The 19166-nt window shown below is 71.7% G+C and carries 15 protein-coding genes; 7 read left to right on the plus strand and 8 right to left on the minus strand.

The window, feature by feature from the left end; translation table 11 throughout:
* Nucleotides 1-2 precede the first annotated feature (2 nt).
* Nucleotides 3-5669, minus strand: coding sequence for a WD40 repeat domain-containing protein (locus tag ACFWXQ_RS02770; RefSeq protein ID WP_383947175.1), 5667 nt, complete (start codon nt 5667-5669; stop codon nt 3-5).
* Nucleotides 5670-5889: 220 nt separating this feature from the next.
* The gene (locus ACFWXQ_RS02775) at nt 5890-6855 is read right to left on the minus strand and encodes a pirin family protein (RefSeq protein ID WP_383947173.1); all 966 of its coding nucleotides are present in this window, start codon (nt 6853-6855) and stop codon (nt 5890-5892) included.
* A gap of 120 nt (nt 6856-6975) precedes the next feature.
* On the opposite strand from ACFWXQ_RS02775, the gene ACFWXQ_RS02780 reads away from it, so the two are divergent.
* The 3 genes from ACFWXQ_RS02780 (at nt 6976) to ACFWXQ_RS02790 (ending at nt 8376) form a co-directional block, all read left to right on the plus strand.
* On the plus strand, nt 6976-7467 hold the full coding sequence (locus ACFWXQ_RS02780; protein ID WP_383947170.1) for a MarR family winged helix-turn-helix transcriptional regulator: 492 nt from the start codon (nt 6976-6978) through the stop codon (nt 7465-7467).
* Nucleotides 7464-7928, plus strand: a complete 465-nt coding sequence (locus tag ACFWXQ_RS02785) for a MarR family winged helix-turn-helix transcriptional regulator (RefSeq protein ID WP_383947168.1) — start codon at nt 7464-7466, stop codon at nt 7926-7928. Before ACFWXQ_RS02780 ends, ACFWXQ_RS02785 begins: the two co-directional genes overlap by 4 nt.
* Nucleotides 7929-8028: 100 nt before the next feature.
* Nucleotides 8029-8376: a tetratricopeptide repeat protein gene (locus ACFWXQ_RS02790; protein WP_383947165.1), complete on the plus strand. Its 348-nt coding sequence runs from the start codon at nt 8029-8031 to the stop codon at nt 8374-8376.
* A 161-nt stretch (nt 8377-8537) separates the two neighbouring features.
* Here the strand turns inward: ACFWXQ_RS02790 and ACFWXQ_RS02795 are convergent, their stop codons facing one another.
* Complete coding sequence (locus tag ACFWXQ_RS02795) at nt 8538-9935, minus strand: PepSY-associated TM helix domain-containing protein (RefSeq protein ID WP_383947162.1); 1398 nt, start codon at nt 9933-9935, stop codon at nt 8538-8540.
* A 175-nt stretch (nt 9936-10110) separates the two neighbouring features.
* Between ACFWXQ_RS02795 and ACFWXQ_RS02800 the strand changes: the two genes are divergently transcribed.
* The 3 genes from ACFWXQ_RS02800 to ACFWXQ_RS02810 all read left to right on the plus strand — a co-directional run bounded on the left by ACFWXQ_RS02800 (nt 10111) and on the right by ACFWXQ_RS02810 (nt 12478).
* The gene (locus tag ACFWXQ_RS02800; RefSeq protein ID WP_383947159.1) at nt 10111-10770 is read left to right on the plus strand and encodes a hypothetical protein; all 660 of its coding nucleotides are present in this window, start codon (nt 10111-10113) and stop codon (nt 10768-10770) included.
* Between the two features lie 359 nt (nt 10771-11129).
* Nucleotides 11130-11696 (plus strand): sigma-70 family RNA polymerase sigma factor, encoded by a 567-nt coding sequence (locus ACFWXQ_RS02805; RefSeq protein ID WP_383954961.1) that lies wholly within the window; start codon nt 11130-11132, stop codon nt 11694-11696.
* 122 nt (nt 11697-11818) lie between these two features.
* Nucleotides 11819-12478 (plus strand): peptide deformylase, encoded by a 660-nt coding sequence (locus ACFWXQ_RS02810; RefSeq protein ID WP_383954959.1) that lies wholly within the window; start codon nt 11819-11821, stop codon nt 12476-12478.
* Nucleotides 12479-12601: 123 nt separating this feature from the next.
* On the opposite strand, the gene ACFWXQ_RS02815 is transcribed toward ACFWXQ_RS02810, so the two are convergent.
* A complete protein-coding gene (locus ACFWXQ_RS02815; RefSeq protein ID WP_386267368.1) occupies nt 12602-14035 on the minus strand; it encodes a dihydrolipoyl dehydrogenase family protein in 1434 nt (477 codons plus the stop codon).
* 122 nt (nt 14036-14157) lie between these two features.
* Here ACFWXQ_RS02815 and trxA point away from each other — a divergent pair, with 122 nt between their 5' ends.
* Nucleotides 14158-14532 (plus strand): thioredoxin, encoded by a 375-nt coding sequence (trxA, locus tag ACFWXQ_RS02820; RefSeq protein WP_383954952.1) that lies wholly within the window; start codon nt 14158-14160, stop codon nt 14530-14532.
* Between the two features lie 42 nt (nt 14533-14574).
* On the opposite strand, the gene ACFWXQ_RS02825 is transcribed toward trxA, so the two are convergent.
* From ACFWXQ_RS02825 to ACFWXQ_RS02840, 4 genes are all read right to left on the minus strand, one after another.
* Nucleotides 14575-16011, minus strand: a complete 1437-nt coding sequence (locus ACFWXQ_RS02825) for a benzaldehyde dehydrogenase (RefSeq protein WP_383954950.1) — start codon at nt 16009-16011, stop codon at nt 14575-14577.
* A 17-nt stretch (nt 16012-16028) separates the two neighbouring features.
* Complete coding sequence (locus tag ACFWXQ_RS02830) at nt 16029-17252, minus strand: 4-hydroxybenzoate 3-monooxygenase (protein ID WP_383954948.1); 1224 nt, start codon at nt 17250-17252, stop codon at nt 16029-16031.
* An 18-nt stretch (nt 17253-17270) separates the two neighbouring features.
* On the minus strand, nt 17271-18305 hold the full coding sequence (locus tag ACFWXQ_RS02835; RefSeq protein WP_383954946.1) for a LacI family DNA-binding transcriptional regulator: 1035 nt from the start codon (nt 18303-18305) through the stop codon (nt 17271-17273).
* A gap of 110 nt (nt 18306-18415) precedes the next feature.
* Entirely contained in the window at nt 18416-19078 is a 663-nt protein-coding gene (locus tag ACFWXQ_RS02840) for a TetR/AcrR family transcriptional regulator (RefSeq protein ID WP_383954944.1), read from the minus strand.
* Nucleotides 19079-19166: the final 88 nt, after the last annotated feature.

Here is a 19166-nt window from a genome sequence, read left to right on the forward strand (position 1 = left end):
GGTCACGTCGACCGGGGCCAGGGCAGGTTCGGCAGTGCTGCCTCCGTGCGGGCGAGGACGATCTGGTCGAACAGGGCGCCGTCGCCATTGCTGCGCAGTGCGAGTTGGTCGACGACCTTGACGGCTCCGGCGGTGAACTTCCACAGGTCGACGCGTACGACCTCCCAGTCGGCGGGGACGGGGCCCTCGAACCGCTTCTCGACCATGGACGTCTGTGGTGGCCAGTGCGAGTCGCCGATGGACGCCGAGAAGATGGGGGCGGACCTCGCGGGTCCGAGCCGGACGCTGATCCCCGTGGTCGCGGAGCTGAGGGCCTTCCAGGCGAACTGGAGGTGGCGGTATTCGCCCGGGGCGCTCGGATTCTCCACGATCCTGAAGTCCCAGTCGTGCATGGCGTGCCCGAAGGGTGCCCGCGACGTGGGGTAGCGCTCCACCGCCTTCTTCAGCCGCAGACACCTGGTCCCCACGGCCGCGCCGCCGATCTGGATGTCGGCCGCCGCGCTGTCCTCCACGATGTCGCGCACGTCGTCGTCCCGGTCGTCGAAGAGGACGGCGAGCGCGTTCCCCTCCAGCACGTCCCGGTGAGAGTTGCCCACCACGGTGCCGTGGAAGACGAGTTCGCCGAGCCGGATGTTGCCCACGGGCCAGATGCCGCCGCCGGTGGTGCGCAGCCGGAAGCGCGAGGAGGACAGGGCCTCGAAGGTGTGGGTGTGCACGGCGCCCGCGTCGGAGAGGAGTTTCGGGCCGTCCTTCCAGAGCCCGGCTCTGGTGTCCCACCACTGCAGTTGGACGTCACGCAGCCACGACACGGGGTGGGCGGGGTCCTCGGCGAAGGTGACTCCGGTGAGTCGGACCTGCGTGCGGAAGGTGTCGACGGTGAACAGGAGCTCCTGCCCGTCCTGGATGCGGATGGCGCCGATGACCGACCAGGGCACCCACGGGTTGGCCGGTGCGTCCGCGCGCCCGTCGGTGAGCAGGGCGACCGCGTTCTGCTTGCCGAGATCGACGTACCGGGTCGGATTGACGAGGCGTACGTCCAGGAGCGCGGAGGTGGTCTTGATCAGATTGGGTGTCAGGTCCTGGGTCGCGGTGGTGTTGCCCCAGCCCGCGCGGCGCACCACCGGGACGGGGTCGGGGGTGAGGAGCTCGGGGCGGATGTCGGTCTCGGACGGGGTCAGCCGGGTCCGCCAGCGTTCGTCAAGGCCGGCGGTGTAGCGGATGACAGTGCCCGTCCAGGTCGCGACGAGCAGCCCGCCGTCGGGCAGCCAGGCCGGCACCGGGAGCGCCTTGAGGTCCTTGGCGGTCAGCCTGGTGCCGTCGCGCCGCAGTACGGCGAGGGTGCCGAGTTCGCTTCCGACGGCGACGCGGGTGCCGTCCGGGGAGACGCGGGGTCGGCGCAGCAGGTCGTCCCCGGTGTACGTCCACAGCAGTCCGCGCGCGGGGTCGTACGCCTTGAGCTGGTTGCGGAAGGTGACCGCGAGGAACGAGCCGTCGGCACTGACGGAGACCTCGCCGGCGGCGGTGGGGATGGTGTTGACGAGGGCGCCGCCGCGGATCACGTACACGCGGCCGCCGTCGGCGTCCGACCAGATCACCGCGGTGCGCCGGTCGCCGCTGACGACCCCGCCGCCGAAGCTGCCCTCACCGACGCCGATCGACCACAGGGTTGAGCCGTCCGCGGCGGCGAGTCCGGTGATCGTGCCGGCGGCGAAGGTGATGAGGGTGTCGTCGTCGAGGGCGAGGAGCCGCAGCGGGGTCCGCTCGCCGGTCTTCCACCACTCGTGCGCCCACTTCTCGCGCACCTCGGTGCCTTGGTTGTCCCAGAGCGCGAGGCCCAGGTCGCCGGAGGTGGCGATCCAGGAACCGCCGGGCGCGGCCGCGAAGTTGTTCAGGCCGTAGTCGTGGCCCCACTCGCCCTTCGTCCAGTCGGTGGCCTTCTTGGCCAGGCCGAACAGGGCGAAGCGGCGCCGGGGCGAGCCGTCGGCGTTCAGCAGGTACAGGTGGTACCCCTCGGGGCTGTGCACGTCGAAGCCCTGTGCGGCGAAGCCGGTGCCGGGAGCGCTGGGGGCGTACGCGAAATGGTGGCCGAGGCGGCGGCGCCAGCGTGTGGTGCCGGTGGCGAGGTCGAGGCCGTAGAGGTTGTGGTCCCAGTTGAAGGCGGTCAGGGCGGCGGTGCGGCCGTCCGCGGCGACCGCGATGTCGCGCACGTGCGGGCCGAAGGCGTACTCGGCCGGGGGCGGCAGGGGGTCGTGCGTCAGCGGGACGACGGCGTAGAGCCGGGCGGGGGCGGTGCGCAGGTCCGCGGTGAACTCCCCGCCGAGCAGGCTGACCCGCTCCCCCGTGAGCACGTCGACGACCTGGTGCAGCGCGGGCGGCGCCACCTTCAGCTTCGCCATCACGGGCACGCGGTGGCCGCACCGCAGGCCCACGCGCCAGACGAGGCCCGGCTCCCAGTCGAGCAGCGTGTTGTTGACCGCCCAGATGTACGTGGTGTTCCCGGCCGTCCACTCGCTGAGCCACACCTCGGGGTTGTCGCACTCGGCGACCGGGGTGACGACGTCCTTCAGGGCGGCGGTGACCTTGGCGGCCTGGTCGAGGAGGACCCGGCGGAGGCGGCGGTAGGAATCGTCGTCGCTCTGGGGCGTCTCGTCGCCCTCGACGTGGGTGAAGGCGGTGCCGAGGGGACGGTAGGCGTCTTTGTGGCGCTGGACGCAGCTGTCGTCGGCGTAGACGGGAACGGCGTCCGGTCCCTGGCTCACCTCGGTCAACGCCGTGGCGAGGCGCGGATCCAGGTCGGTGCGCTGGCCGATCAGCAGGATCGCGTCGTAGCGGCGCAGGACGTCGGCGCTGACGTCCTCGGTGAAGACGAAGGAGGCGGGGCGGTGGGCGTACAGGCAGGCGGTGTACGCCTCGAAGAGGCGCAGGAAGTACTTGCTGCTGAGGCCCTGCCAGGTCTCCAGCCGCTGCATGCGGGTGGAGACGACGATCGCGACGCGGTCGGCGCTTCGGGCGCCCGCGGTCGTGGGGCCGAGGCGGCTGCTCAGGTCGAACGCGGCGCGCAGCATCGAGGTGCGGCCCGCGCCGCCGGAGCGGGGGTCGCCGGGCCTGCCGCCGCTGCCGGGACCGCGTTCGTCGAGGGCGGTGATGCCCTCCAGGTGGTAGGCGCCCTGGTCGCCGGTCATGCCGGTGCCGTTCGCGCCCCGCATCACCTGTTGCAACAGCGTCGGCAGGATCATGCCGCCGGTGCCGTCGTCGTTGAACAGCTCCGGGTGGCCCCAGACGGGTTTGCCCGGGCGCCGGTAGTAGTCGACCATGTGGGCGGCGGCGCCGAGGAGTTGGAGCTGCTCGCCCTGGTAGTGCAGGTCGACCTCGTCGGCGGGGGCGAACATGACCGGGGGCAGGGTCTGCGGTGCGCGGTAGGGGCCGGTCACCGCGCTGAGCTTGCCCGGGAACCGCGTGTTCAGGACCTCGCGGAACCGGGCCGCGTCCTTGGTCTTGAGGCCGATCGAGCGGTCGGTGACGGTGTCGAGGATCGGCACCCAGCCTCCGGGCTCCTCGACGGTCTTCAGTGCGTCGGTGTACTTGTCGCGCTCGGCCTGGTTCTCCGCGGCGCCCGCGCCGATGGCGCCCACCCACCAGTTCGCGCCCCAGGTCCAGCCGCGGAATGCCGCGTAGGTGTGCAGGCTGTCGGTGGCCTTCAGCAGGTCGCGGTCGAGTGCCGCCTGGTCGCGGACCTCGTGGTTACGCGGCCAGTTGAGCGGCAGGAAGGTGTCGTTGGCGTAGAGGACGGCCTGTTCCTCCATACCGTGGGCGCCGTATCCGGCGATGGTGCGGCGGGCGGGGTCCTCGAAGACCGCCTTGTCCCAGTGGACGGCGGTCTTCGACAGCTTCAGTCTGTCGACGACGGTGGCGTCGGCGGCGCCATCCTTGAACGACGCGGGCCACAGGAGGCCGAGGCGGTCGACGAAGAGGTTGAGCCCGAGCTTCCTGGTTCTGGCGACGTGGTCCTCGACGGTGTCCGGGAGGTCCGCGAAGGCCGGCAGGCGCTGCGTCGAGGGGTCCCTGACGACGTCCCGGGGGTCCGAGGGGATGCTCGCGTGGTTGTTGGCGTAGATGTCGCTGTACCAGGTGATGTGGAAGTCCGGCCGCCGCACCAGACCGGGTCCGAGGTCGAGGTGCTGCGGGGCGACGGTGAAGCCGGGCAGTTGCTCGGCGTCGATGACGTACCGTCCGGGCTCCAGCGTGCCGGTGTACTCGGCGGTGAGCTGGAGGCGGCCCTTGCCGTCCGTCAGGGTGACGTTCTCGGCGCGGACCTCCACCCCGTCCCGCAGCACCCGCACGCGTGCGCTGCCCGGCAGGGGCGTGCCGTCGGCGACACGGGCGACGACGCGCACGGTGATGGGTTCGCCGCGGCCGTAGGAGAAGCGGTTCAGTGCGGTGAACGTCTCGGCGCCGCCCGTGCCGGGGACGACGCGGCAGGTCATCAGGGACAGCGAGCCCTTGGTGCTGTCGGGCGTCCGGACCTCGACGATGCCGTCCACGACGTAGTCACTGATCCGTCCGGCGACGTCGGGTGACACCCGCAGGTGGTACAGGCCCCGGGCGTCGGCGGGCGGGGTGACCGCCCCATCGGTGAGCGGGAGTTCGGTGAACTCCGGTACGCCGAGCGGCCGCAGCCACACCCGGAAGCGCGGGTCGTCGGACCACCGGCCCCGGTCGTGGGTGACCGTCAGCGGCATCTTCCGGCCCGCGGTCCACTCGTCCGCCTCGTACGACACGGAGAGCCGCTCCACGTCGGCGCTGACACGGCGCACGAGCGTCCCGGTGAAGTCGTACACCTCGAACAGGTACTTGGGGTCGTTGCGCTTCACGTAGTAGAGCTTGTTGCGCACCCTGAGGTACTGGACCGTGTACGAGTCGTCGGGCAGGGCCAGGGTGACCGTGCGCTCGGGCTTGCCCTGCGGGTCGTGGACGGCCACCTGCCGCCGCTCCGGGTCCTTCGGCAGCCCGGTGGAGACGTGGAGCCGACCGTCGTCGTCCACGTCGTAGCCGCCGAAGGCGAAGCCCGCCGGCCGCACCGGGATGCTCCGCACGTGCACCCCGTCGAGCTTCGAGACACAGACGAGTCCGGCCCCGGCCGTCGTCGGCCAGGCGGTGTAGAGCAACCCGAGCCCCTCGGCCACCCGCAACCCCGCCGGGCCCTTCTTGGAGGTGGCGTCCGGGTCGAGCCTGGTGAGGGTGATGCGCCTGTCCACGGTGCCGGGCTTCAGCCGGACCACCTGTCGGCGGTGCTGGTCGATGGCGTAGAACCAGCCGGACGGGGCCGCCTCGACGGCCGACGGCGCGAAGAAGCCGTCCGTGTCGTTGGCGGTGAAGTCGTCGATGCTCCCGAGCGGGTTGAACTCGCGGTCCCAGAAGTCGATCCGGTGCGGAAAGTGGGCCTCGGCGGTCGCGATCACGCCGTCCGCGGTGGCCGTGATGGCCATCGCCGCGTACCCGACCCGCCCGAACCGCTGCGCCGAGCCGTCCGACGCGAGCCGCAGCGCCTGTCCGTCCGTACGACCGCCGAGCACCAGGTAGACCTTGTCGTCCCGGCCGAGCCCCAGGTTCAGGGCCGGGACGACGAACGCCGGGTGGTGCCTGGACACGACGTGCTCGATGGTCCTCACGGTGACTCTCCCCCAGGAAGCCGTGCGCCGGCCAGGCGCCGTTGGCGATGCCACTGATCAGCTTCTCGTCATGAACACGAGGAGGTAAATCGCCACGAAGAGTGAACGGGCAGACTCTTGTACGGCTCAACTAGGCAAGCTCTCGTGTAGACAAGCTCTCGTGCGACTGCGCGGCCGGACCTGACGGTGGTTCGTGGCGGGCCAGGCGGATCTCCGCCGGTCAGCGCACCCTCCCCCGCGGCTTGAGCGGCACGGGCGGAAGTTCGGGAGCGGGCAGCGGGGCGCCGCCGTACCCCACCACCTCACCGAAGCGCGAGCCTGTCATCCAGTCCGCACGGGCCTGGGTGATCTCCTCCTGGGAGCGGCCGATGAAGTTCCACCACATGATCAGTTCCTCCTCGAACGGCTCACCCCCGAGGAGCATGAGGCCCGCGTCCGACTCGGCGCGCAGGGGGAGTTCGGAGCGGCCGCAGCCGAGGTAGAGCATGGAACCGGGCAGCAGCGGTACGCCGTCGACGTGGGCCTCGCCGGACATGGACAGCACGGCGTACTCGAAGTCCGGCTCCAACGGGAGGCGTACGTCGGCGCCCTGGGCCAGGGCCAGGTCGGCGCCGACGATCGGGGTGTACGTGGTCCCGGGCGAGGCCGCCCCGTCGACGCTGCCGAGGATGAGCGTGGCCTCGATGCCGGGTGCGGTGACGACGGGCAGTTCGGAGTGGTGCTCGAACAGCGGGTCGGTGTGGCGGTCGCCGTCGGGGAGCGCGACCCACAGCTGCGCGCCATGGAGGAAGCGGGCGTGCGACTTGGGGCTCTCCTCCGAGTGGCTGATGGCCCGGCCGGACGTCATCAGGCCCAGCTCGCGCGGCCGGATCGTCTGGAGGCTGCCGGTGGAGTCGCGGTGCAGGACCTCGCCCTCGTGGAGCCAGCTGACGGTCTGCAGGCCCATGTGCGGATGCGGCGGGACCTGCATGCCGGGCTCTTCGGCGATGTCGTCGGGGCCGTAGTGATCGACGAAGCACCAGGCGCCCACCATGCGCCGGCCCAGGTTGGGCAGCAGACGGCGGACTTCGCTGGACTCACCTAGCTTGACCCGGCGGGGACTGAGGAGTTCACGCACCGGCTCCGCCACCACGAAACCCCGGCCGCCGCACAGAGCGGGAACTGCCTCGCGATCAAGATTGCTCATGGCCCACAACCTAGCCCCGTGGGGGTCTCTCCGTCAGGCCATCCACCCGCCGATCGGCGGGCACGACGCCCGCTCCACAGATACTAGCCATGTACATAGTAGCCATGTACCGTATCTCTCGTGAGTACGAACCCCGAGGGCGCGACGCCCGGCTTCCTGGTGTGGCGCCTGTCCATGAAATGGCGGGTCGCCGTGGACCGGGCGGTGGCACCGCTCGGCCTGACCCACGCGCAGTATTCGCTGGTGGCGTCGCTGTACGGCATGCACAGGACCGGACTGCGCCCCAGCCAGCGGCAACTCGCCGACCACACAGGGCTCGAACCGCTGTACGTGTCGAAGCTCGCCCGCGCCCTGGAGGCCGCCGGACTCGTCGAACGCACACGGGACCCCGCCGATCCCCGCGCGGTGCAGCTGACGCTCACCGATCAGGGTCGCGAGGTCACCCGCCGCGCGATCGGGATCGTGCACCGACTGCTGGAACAACTGCTGACGCCACTCGGAGGCCTCGACGGCCCACGCACGAAGGCCTTCAGCCGCGAGCTGGCGACCCTGCTGGACGTACCGCTCGACCCGCTTGATCCGCCGACCAAGAACGAGACGGAGCAGCCATGACCACCGCCGCACCCACCACATCCACGAATCCCACGACCAACGGCCGTGTCATCGCCCTGGCCCACTACGCGGGACGCGCCGTCCTGGAGCGAGTTCTGGCGCGTACGGGCAACACGTTCAACCAGTCGGTGACCCTCAGGGTCGTCGCCGCCGAGGGCGCTCCCGTCGAGCGCGACAAGGTGACGGCCGAGGTGACCGGCTCGCTGAAGATCGAGGAGTCGGCGGTGCGGACCACCATCGACGAACTGGTCGCCGCGAAGCTGGTCGAGGAACTCCCGTCGGACGCTTCCCGACTGCGCTTCACACCCGCCGGCCGGGAGCTGTACGACCGGGTCACCGCCGAGACCGGCGAGATCTCCGCCCGGATCTACGCGGACATCCCCGCCGAGGACCTGGCGACGGCAGGCCGCGTACTGACACTCGTGACCGAGCGGGCGAACGCCGAACTGGCCCGGACATAACAGCCACCGGAAGCAACTGCCGGGCCCCCGCAGGGCACGCGCCGGGGTCGTGGAATATTCAACGAAACGACGTCGTTCTGCCCGTCGAAGGAGGTCGGAAGTGGACACGACGTACTACGACCACGGGACACCGGCGGAGCGCTGGGAGCGCGCCCGGATGTTCTTCGACGCCAAGGAATACGCCGCCTCGGCGCGCATCCTCGACGGCCTGGTCGAGGAGGTGCCTGAGCAGGTGGGCCCGCGACTGCTGCTGGCCCGCGCGTACTACCACTCGGCCCAACTGGGCCGCGCGGAAACCCAGTTGCGACTGCTCGTCGAGCGCGACCCCGTGGAGCACTACGCCCGCCTGATGCTGGGCCGCACCCTCCAACGCCAGGGCCGCCCCGACGAGGCCGAGCCCCACATCCGCCTCGCCTCGGCCCTCGCGGGCGAGTTCGAGTCCTTGTGAGCGGGCGAGTTCGAGTCCTTTGAGTACGGCGAGCAGCGGAAGCGCCCAGAGGTGCGCCGCGAAGCAACAGGGCCGAGCCCCAAGGTGCCCTGGGTCGTCACTGACGTGACGCACCCGGGGTGCCGGGGCTCGGCCCCTTTCTCTGCTCGGCCTCAACTTGGCTAATTGGCCGTCGAGTACGTCCGCTTGCCGCGGCGGTGGGCGATTTCGCCCAGGACGACGTCCACGGCTATGAAGGCGGCCAGGGGGATGCCGAGGAGGGGGACGAAGTAGCCGAGGACGGCAATTGCCGCCATCAGGGGGACGAGGACGTACGCGGGGACCTGTTGCCAGGCGCCGCGTGGGATGGGGCGGCCGAAGGCGGCGGCTCGGCCTCGTTGCCACCACATTCGGTAGCCCCAGAGGATGAGGAGGACCAGGCTGAGGGCCAGGGCCATGAGTACGAGCTGGTTGCCGAGGCCGAAGAGGACTCCGGTGTGCGCGTCGATGCCCCAGCGGGTGAGCTTCGCGAGGACCGGGTAGTCGGCGAACCGAACCGTGTCGGTGACCTCGCCGTTCGACGGGTCGACGGCGACCGCGTCCTGCTTGGTGGGCCAGCTGCGCTGGACCTGCCGAACGACGTACCCGGACTCGGCATCGGCCGGCGGGACGATCTCCACCGGGTCGCCCAGGCCCTCCGCCCGCGCGGACGCCAGCACCTTGTCGAGGCCGACGCCGTGCTCGACGTCCGTCTCGGCCGAGGCGGAGCCGTGGCCGGAGTGCTCGCCGCCCGCGGCCGCCGACACCGCCGGGGTGGCCTGGTGGAGCGAGGTGCGCAGTTCGTCGATGTGCGCGCCGGCGTACGTCGACCAGGTCAGGCCCGTCGCCGCGAGGAAGAAGAACCCGAGGGCGGCCCAGACGCCGACCGTGCCGTGCAGACCGAGCGTGCGCCGGCGGCCGGTGGTCCCGCGTATCTTGCGCTGCGTACGGCGGCGGCTGAACCAGAGCACCAGGCCGCCGCCCGCTATCACCCACAGCCAGCTGGCGGCGAGTTCGCTGTAGAGCCGGCCGTTCTGGCCGAGTTGCAGGTTGGCGTGGAACTCGTCGATCCAGGTGCGCAGCGGCAGGGCGCCGGTGGATCCGTACTGTTCGAGCGAGCCGCGCACCTTGGCGGTGTACGGGTCGACGAACACCGCGAGCGTGTGGGTCTCGCCGATGCCGGGGACGCCCGACAGCATCACCCTGGTGGTCTCGTCGTCCTTCGGCGAGGGGCGTACGGCGGAGACCGTGCCCTCCGGGTGGGCCTTGCGGGCGGCGGTGACCTGCTCGGATATCGGCAGCTTCTCGTCGCCGACGGGGACCGTCATCTCGTGCGAGTACAGGATCTTCTCGGCCTGGAACGACGCCGCGTACAGGAATCCGGTCGTGGCCGCGACCAGCAGGAACGGGGCGACGAGCACTCCGGCGTAGAAGTGCAGCCGCAGGACCAGGGGGCGCAGCGGCGACCAGAGGCCGCGTTTCGAGGAGGGGGCGACGGCTTGCGGGGACTCGTCCGTCTCGGTCGTGGGAGCGGTGGTCATCGGCGGGCTTCTCCGGTGGGGCAGGGGACGACGGGCCGTGCTCGGCCGTTGCGGTGCAGTAGTCGGTGGGCGGAGCCGTCGAGTTCCCGGAGGTTCGCGTGGTGTGGGTCACATCGTGAGGCGCAAATCGGGCCTCCGGTCATCCGGGCGGCCCTGTACTGGCACGATGCTCGCCATGACCTCCGGGATCGCCTTCCGCCTCGCGCGTGCCGCTGTGTTCGCGGCCGTGTGCGTGGTGACGGCGGCCCTGGGGCACGCGCTGATGTCCGGGGCGGGCCTGCCGTGGTGGGCCGTCGGATACGCGTTCGCGGCGACGACTGCGGCCGCGTGGTGGCTCACCGGGCGGGAACGCGGCGTCGGGCTGGTGACCGGGGCCACGGTCTTGGCGCAACTCGGGCTGCACCAGCTGTTCGGACTTGCCCAGCGGGTGCGCTCCTCGGACGCCTTCATGTCCACGACGTCCATGGACGCGGGCCATACGCATACGCACCCGATGGGCCCGGAGCCGGCGGACACCCTGCTCATGGGTGGTGACGTCGGCATGTTCGCGGCCCACCTGCTCGCCGCGCTCGTCTGCGGTGTGTGGCTGTGGCGCGGCGAGGAGGCCGGGTTCCGCACAGCGCGGGCGATCGCGTACCGCACGGGCCGGCTGCTCGGCACCGCGCTCTTCGAGCCGCTGCGGCGGGTGTTGCGAGCGCTGCGGGTGTCGGCGGCCATGAGGTCGGCCGGGCCCGTACGGGCGCCCGTGTTCGTCCCGGTGCGCCCGCTGCGCGGAGTTCTGCTGGAGTACGCCGTCGCGCGGAGAGGGCCACCGGTCGCACCGGCCGCCCGCTGACCGTCCGTCCCGCCCACCGGTGACGGGCGGATCCGCGGCGTACGTGCCTGCCGTCGGCGGACGGCTCGCGTGCCCGGCGACCAAGTCCCGGTCCCCTTCGTAGGCCGGTCCCGGTTCTTCTCGTAGGCCGAGTCCGGGTCCTCCTTCGTGGACCGAGTCCTGGTCCTTCTCGTACTGCGCCCAGGCGTCGTACGCAGCCACGCGCGCGTGCCGTTGCCGTACGTCCACGCGCGCGTGCGATGGCCCCTTGGTCCACGCGAGGCCCACGCGCGCGTGCCTCACGCGCACACTTCCGGGTCGCCTGGGCCGTACGCCGCTCTCCTCACTCCGCGCTTCCCTTCACCGAAGGACCACCTGCGATGGCTTCTGCCCTGCTTCAGACACACGACGACGAACGGATCACCCGCTGGGCCCTGGCCGCCGGGGCCGGCGACCCCGACGCGGTCGAGCGGTTCGTACGGGCCACCCACCGGGACGTATGGCGTTTCGTGGCCCATCTCAGCGGCGATGTGCACGGCGCCGACGACCTCACCCAGGAAACGTTCCTCCGCGCGCTGACCGCTCTGCCGGGGTTCTCCGCCCGCTCCAGCGCCCGCACTTGGCTGCTGGCGATCGCCCGCCGCACGGTGGCCGACCGCTTCCGCACGGCGGCGACCCGGCCGCGGATTTCTGACAGCGGCGACTGGCAGACGGCCGCCGAGCGCGCACAGCCGCGCGGGCTGCCCGGCTTCGACGAGGGCGTGGCCCTCCTCGACCTCCTGGAGACCCTGGACGCGCCACGGCGCGAGGCGTTCGTACTGACCCAGCTGGCGGGCCTGCCCTACGCGGACGCCGCGTCGGCGGTGGGCTGCCCCATCGGGACCGTACGGTCGCGGGTCGCGCGCGCCCGGGAGAGCGTGACGGCGTTGCTGAAGGCCGCGGGATAGGAATCCGGGGAGGGGATCAGGGGAGGGGATCAGGGGGTCCGGAATCCAGGAAGGCGCGGCGTCTTCGCTCTCCCCCAGAGAGCCGACTCGCACCCCGGCAGCCCGCTTGGCATCCTGGCGCGATGGCTTCCACCAGTGACCCCGTGCCCTCGTCCCTCAGCGACCAGGTGGAGGAACTGCTCTCCCGTACGGGCCCGTTGCCGATCGTCGCCGCCGGTGACCCGGTGCTGCGCCGCGCGGCCGAGCCCTTCGACGGCCAGCTGGACCCGGCGCTCCTCGCACGCTTCGTCGCGGCCCTGCGCGACACGATGCACGCGGCACCGGGCGTCGGGCTGGCCGCGCCCCAGGTCGGCGTACCGCTGCGCCTCGCGGTCGTGGAGGACCCGGCACCGGTGCCGGACGAGATCCGCGAGGCACGCGGCCGGGTGCCCCTGCCCTTCCGCGTCCTGGTCAACCCGGCGTACGAGCCGGTGGGCCCGGCCCGCGCCGCGTTCTTCGAGGGCTGCCTGAGCGTGCCTGGCTGGCAGGCGGTGGTGGCCCGGCCCGCCGAGGTGCGGCTCCTGGCCCACGACGAGCACGGCCGCCCACTGGACGAGGTCTTCACGGGCTGGCCCGCCCGCATCGTCCAGCACGAAACGGACCACCTCAACGGCACCCTCTACCTGGACCGCGCAGAACTGCGCTCGCTCTCCTCCAACCAGGCGATGCTGGAACGGTGGTCCCACCCGACACCGAGCCAGGCGGCCACGGACCTCGGCTTCGACCTGCCCGAGGAGAACTGAGCCCCCGCGCCCCTTGAGACCCTGCGCCGCTTGAGGGCCCGCAGGGCCCCTCAAGGGGCGCGGGGAACTGCGCGACCAGCCACAACGAACCCGCAGACAAAGCCCCGCACCCCAGCGGAGCGCTCACGCGTCCCGATAAGCCTCCAGCAACCGCAACCAAACCTCACTCACCGTCGGATACGCCGGCACCGCATGCCAAAGCCGGCTCACCGGAACCTCGCCGACCACCGCGACCGTGGCGGAGTGGAGCATTTCACCCACGCCGGGGCCGACAAACGTAACCCCGCGGAGCGTCTCCGTGTCGAGGTCGACGATCATGCGGGCCCGGCCGCGGTAACCGTCGCCGTAGAGGCCGGCGCCGGCGACCGAGGAGAGGTCGACGTCGACCGCGCGGACCCGGTGACCGGCCTGTTCGGCCTCGGCGAGGGAGAGACCGATGGCGGCGGCCTCCGGGTCGGTGAAGACGACCTGGGGAACGGCCGCGTGGTCGGCCGTCGCCGCGTGGGCGCCCCACGGGTCGGTCTCCAGGAGCGGGACGCCGGCCGCGCGGGCAGCGATGGCGGCGCCTGCGATACGGGCCTGGTACTTGCCCTGGTGGGTGAGAAGGGCGCGATGGTTGACGTCACCGACCCCGTAGAGCCAGTCGCTGCCCGTCACCCGGCAGCTGTCGTCGACCGACAGCCAGGAACCGGGTTCCAGGCCGACCGTCTCGAGCCCGAGGTCGTCGGTGCGCGGGGCGCGGCCGGTGGCGAAGAGGATCTCGTCGGCCTCGATGCGGTCCCCCGCGGAGGTGGTGACCACGACGGTGTTGCCCTCCCGGGTCACCGCCTCGACCGAGGTGCCCGTACGCACGTCCGCGCCCGCCTCGGTCAGCGCCTCGGCGACAAGCTCCCCGGCGAAAGGCTCCATACGGGGCAACAGGCCCTTGCCGCGGACGAGGACCGTGACCTGGGAGCCGAAGGCCTGCCAGGCGGTGGCCATCTCCACGCCGACGACTCCGCCGCCGACGACCACGAGGCGGCCCGGCACGGCGTGCGCGCTGGTGGCTTCGCGGCTGGTCCAGGGCTTGACCTCGGCGAGTCCCGGCAGGTCGGGCAGGACGGCACGGGTGCCGGTGCTGACGGCCACGGCGTGCCGGGCGGTCAGGACGTGCCGTTCCCCGTCGGGGCCGTCGACCGTGACCTTGCGTGGTCCGGCGAGCCGTCCGTGTCCGCGGTAGATGTCGGCGCCGATGCCGTCGAGCCACCGGACCTGGCCGTCGTCCTTCCAGTGCGAGGTGAAGTCGTCACGATGGGCGAGGACCGCGCCGACGTCGAGGGGGCCCTGCACGGCCTGGATGAGGCCCGGCACGCGGCGTGCGTCCGCACGGGCGAGGACCGAGCGCAACAGGGCCTTGCTGGGCATGCACGCCCAGTAGGAGCACTCGCCGCCGATCAGCTCGCTCTCCACGATCGCGGTGGAGAGGCCTGCCGCGCGGGCGCGGTCGGCCACGTTCTCCCCCACGGGCCCGGCCCCGAGCACCACGACGTCGTACGCGATGGATTCCGATTCCGTCATGAGGCCAGTCTGGTCCCTGGTGTGGGCCGTGGCCACACGGGTACGTGCGCGGAATACGTCACTGATCGACGCCGTTGTGGACATCGGCAAGGCCCCGACCCCAGGAAGAGGGATTCAACGCCATGAGCAGCACCGTGGAGCTCACCAAGGACAACTTCGACCAGTTGGTCACGGACAACGAATTCGTCCTGATCGACTTCTGGGCGTCCTGGTGCGGCCCGTGCCGCCAGTTCGCCCCGGTCTACGAGAAGGCCGCGGACGCCAACCCCGACCTGGTCTTCGGCAAGGTGGACACCGAGGCGCAGCCGGAGCTGGCCGCGGCCTTCAACATCCAGTCGATTCCGACGCTGATGATCGTCCGTGACCAGGTTGCCGTCTTCGCCCAGCCCGGGGCGCTGCCCGAGGCCGCCCTTGAGGACGTCATCGGACAGGCCCGGAAGCTGGACATGGACGAGGTCCGCAAGTCCATCGCGGAGCAGGGCCAGCAGGCCCAGTGACCCGCCGCCGCCCCTGGCGGATCAGTAACCTCGTCGGCGCCCCTAGAAGGGGTAGCCCGCCACATCCCCTCGCACCGTCGTCCAGCGCAGGTCGGTGAAGGCCTCCAGGTTGGCCTCGCCGCCGAACCTGGCGCCGGTGCCGGAGGCGGCGATGCCGCCGAAGGGCGCGACGGCCTCGTCGTTGACGGTCTGGTCGTTGATGTGGACGATCCCGGTGGGGACGCGCTCGGCGAGATCGAGGCCGCGCGCGGTGTCCCGGGTGACGATGCCCAGCGAGAGGCCGTACGGCCCGTCGGAGGCGAGGGCGGCGGCCTCGTCGACGGTGCCGAAGGAGCGGACCGGCGCGACCGGGCCGAAGACCTCCTCGGCGTACGCGGGGGTCGCGTCGTCGACCCCGGCGAGGACCGTCGGGCGGTAGAACAGCCGGTCGTGGGTGCCGCCCGCCGCCAGTTTCGCGCCGCGTGCGGTGCTGGACTCCACCAGGCCATGGATCTTGGCCAGTTGGGCGTCGTCGATGATCGGCCCGAGGTGCACCTGCTCCCGGTGCGGGTCGCCGACGGCCAGCGAGTCGGCCTTCGCGGCGAGCCGCTCGATGTACTCCTCGTACAGCGAGGCGTGCACCAGATGGCGGCCCGTGGTCATGCAGATCTGGCCCTGGTGGAAGAACGAGCCCCAGGCCGCCGTGGAGATCACCGCGTCGATGTCGGCGTCCTCAAGGACGATCAGCGCGGAGTTGCCGCCCAACTCCAGGTGTACGCGCTTGAGATGGCGCCCCGCGGCCTCACCCACCGCCCGCCCGGCGGCGGTCGATCCGGTGAAGGAGATCACCGGCACCTGCGGGTCGGCGACCAGCGCCTGCCCGGCTTCCGGCCCTCCGGGCAGCACGTGCAGCAGCCCCTCCGGAAGGCCCGCCTCGGCGAAGACCGCGGCGAGTGCGAGGCCGCCGCAGACCGCGGTGCGCGGGTCCGGCTTCAGTACGACGCCGTTGCCGAGCGCGAGCGCCGGGGCCACCGAGCGTATCGAGAGGATCAGCGGGGCGTTGAAGGGCGAGATCACTCCCACGACGCCGACCGGGATCCGGCGCGTGTACGACAGCCGGGCTGCCTCGGACGGCAGGACCTGCCCTGCCGGACGCGACGCGAGCGCGGCCGCCTCGTAGCACTCCTGGGCCGCGACATGCAGTTCGAAGTCGGCCTTGCCGGGTATGGAGCCGGACTCGCGCACGATCCAGTCGCGCAGTTCGTCGGCGTGCGCGGCGAACAGGTCGCCGGCCTTGCGCAGGACGGCGGCGCGGACGAAGTGCGGGACGCGGGCCCACTCGGCCTGGGCCGCGCGGGCGGCCCCTGCTGCTGCCGTGACGTCCTCGGCAGAGGCAAGGGTGACGGTGCCGAGCGGGTCGCCGGTCGCGGGTTCCGTGACGGCGTACTCACCGCCCGCCAGGTTGTGGGACTGCCAGTTCTCCGGGTCGAGCAGCGGCATGTCGGCTCTCCGATCGGTCAGTGGACACCGGTGGGACCCACAGCGCGAACGGTGGCCGCGAGCGGAAGTCCCGTGTAGTTCGCGGCCAGTTCGGCGGCCGCGGGGCGGGATGCCGTGATCCGCCGCAGTCGCGCGAGCTGCAGCCGGTCCTCGAAGGCATCCCCATCTGGTTGAGCGTGCAACATCTTAGTCATGTCGTACGAGAAACGTGTCGCCTGCCAGACCCGATCGAGGCACAACTCCGAGTAGGAGTCCAGGAGTTGGGTCGATCCCGAGCGGTGGAGCTCGGCGAAGCCGCGGGCCAGGACCCGGACGTCGGACACTGCCAGGTTCAGCCCCTTGGCACCCGTCGGCGGCACGATGTGCGCGGCGTCCCCGGCGAGGAAGAGCCGTCCGTGGCGCATCGGCTCGTGGACGTAACTGCGCATGCCGGTGACCGACTTGGAGGTGATCGGGCCGCGTTCCAGCCGCCAGTCGCCGTCGATCGCGAAGCGCGCGTCGAGCTCGTCCCAGATGCGCTCGTCGGGCCAGTCGTCGGCGTCGGTGCCGTTCGGGACCTGCAGATACAGCCGTGACACCGATGTCGAGCGCATGCTGTGCAGCGCGAAGCCTCCCGGGCCGCGCGCGTAGATCAACTCCTCGCAGGAGGGCGCCACATCGGCCAGGATCCCGAGCCAGGAGTAGGGGTGTTCGTGTTCGTACGTGCGGCTGACGGCGGCCGGGAAGGCGTCGCGGGCGATGCCGTGGAAGCCGTCGCAGCCGACCACGTAGTCGCAGGTGAGGGTCTGTTCGCGGCCGTCGTGCACAAAGCGCACGAGCGGGGCGCCGGCGCCCGGCTCCTCGGCGGCGTTCTCGACGGCGAGGACCTCGGCCTCGAACAACAGCGGCGGCCCGTCGGCGAGTTGGAGCTCCACGAGGTCCTTCACGATCTCCGTCTGGGCGTAGATCGTGACCGTGCGGCCGCCGGTCAGCACGGGAAAGTCGATGCGGTGCCGCTCACGGTCGAAGCGCAGCTCGATGCCGTTGTGGACCAGTCCCTCGATCTCCAGCCGGTCGGCGGCGCCGCACTCGCGCAGGGCGTCCACCGTGCCCTGCTCCAGCATCCCGGCGCGCTGCCGCTGCTCGACGTACGCGCGGGTCCTGCTCTCCAGGACGACGCAGTCGATCCCTGTCCGGTGCAGCAGCCGGGCCAGCAGGAGCCCGGCCGGGCCTCCGCCGATGATGCCGACCGTGGTCCGCATGACGCGCCTCCCAGGTGTTCAGCTCGATTCGCGGTGCACGACCGTCGCTCCCAGCACCTCGTGCGCCTCCGGCGGGGCGCCGGGCTCCCGCACCGCGCGGTCGACCAGCTCGGCCAGCTCCCGCCCGGACGGTAGGTCGATGTGGACGGTGCTCAGCCTGGGACGCAGGAGCCGGCCGAGCATCAGGTCGTCGGCGCCGATGACAGCAGTGTCTCCCGGGATGGCGATGCCCTCATCCTGAAGGGCGCGCATCAGCAGCATCGCGTACTCGTCGTTGTACGCGAACACGGCGTCCAGGCCCAACGAACGCCAGCGCGCGGCGAGTTGGGACGCGGCCTCCTCGTCGTAGACGAGCGAAACCTCGGTCACCGACGCGCCGGTGCCGCTGAGCGCCTGTCGTACGCCTTCGAATCGGGGCTTGGAGAAGATCGCCAGGCCGGGATCCTCGGGGACCACGACTCCGACGCGACGGTAGCCACGGGCCCGCAGATGGGCGCCCGCGCTCCGGCCGACCTCGTGGTGGTCCATGATCAGGGCGTGCGCGCCCTCGACCCGGTCGGGACCGAGGGTGACGACGGCGCGGGCGCCGGAGCGCTTGAGGACGGCCACGCCCTCCGTGCCGAGTCCGCCGCCGGGCACGAGCACGGCGACCGGGCGCAGCTCGGCCCAGGCGCGGGCCGCCTCGTCGCCCTGGAGGCCGACACTGCCGTACTGCACGACGGTGTAGTCGAGGCGGCTCAGGGCCCACTGGAGTTCGTTGAAGAACTGGCCGTAGAGCGGGCCCACGGGCACGTCCGGCGCGGGCATCAGGACCATGCGGCTGTGCCCGGCGCGCAGACTGCGGGCCGCGGCGTGCGGGACGTAACCGAGTTCCTTGGCCGCCTCGTGGACACGGCGACGGGTGGGCTCGCTGATCCGTACGGCGCTGGTGTTGTTCAGGACGTAGGAGACGGTCGCGCGCGAGACCCCCGCCAGGCGGGCCACATCGGCACTCGTGGGCACCGAGTGCGGCGCGGGCGACGCAGGGGCGGATGTTTTCGGTATCTGCACCATGACGTACGGCATCTTTGCAGAAGCCGGGGACGGGCCCGGGGCCGGGGGCGCCGCGCGTGCCGGACCTGCGGAACCGCCGCCCCAGGCGCGGTGCGGCCCAAATCCCGGGCCTACTGGGGCAGTTCCGTACGCGTCACGCGCGCCACCAGGTCGATCCATCCCGCCTCCAGGCGCTCCATCGGCATCCCGCACTCCTCGGTCAGGTGGTGGATCAGGGCGGGGTCGAGATAGCCCATCAGGGCCTGGGCGAGGAGGGCGCAGTCGGCGTCGGGCACCGCCTGCCGCAGCAGCAGGGTGACGTGACCGGACAGAAAACGCGTGGGCGGGATGGAGTAGCGGCGGGCCGCTTCCGGCTGGGCCGCCATCTGGAGCTCCAGGTGGTCGGCCGCCTGACGCAGGACGGCCTGGCCGAACGCCCGCAGCCGCTCGACGGGCGGCGCCCCGGGACCCAGCGGCGGAGGCCCGCTGAGCAAGGCGGCCTGGAGCTGTTTCGCGGAGTGGTCGAGCAGAGCCGTCAGCAGGCCGGTGCGGTCGCCGAAACGGCGGAAGACCGTCCCTTTGCCCACCGAGGCGGCCACGGCCACCGCCTCCATCGTGACTCCGGCCGCTCCGTGCTCCTCGATCAGCCGGGTGGCCGCCTCCAGCAGCCGGGCCCGGTTCCGCGCCGCGTCGGCGCGCAGGCAGGGCTCGTCGTCCGAGGAGCCGAGCTCCAGCAGGACGGGTTCGCCGGTCGGTTCCTGGGGCTTCGGGAAGGGCGGCAGGGAGACGGACATGAAGACAGCGTATCGCCCCGGGAAGAAAACTGGACCGTGGTCCGTTTAGGTGCTACAACATTAAACGGACCCCGGTCCGGATCGTAAC

Origin of the sequence: Streptomyces sp. NPDC058697 (assembly GCF_042715345.1) — a bacterium.
Classification (GTDB): Bacteria; Actinomycetota; Actinomycetes; order Streptomycetales; family Streptomycetaceae; genus Streptomyces; species Streptomyces liliifuscus.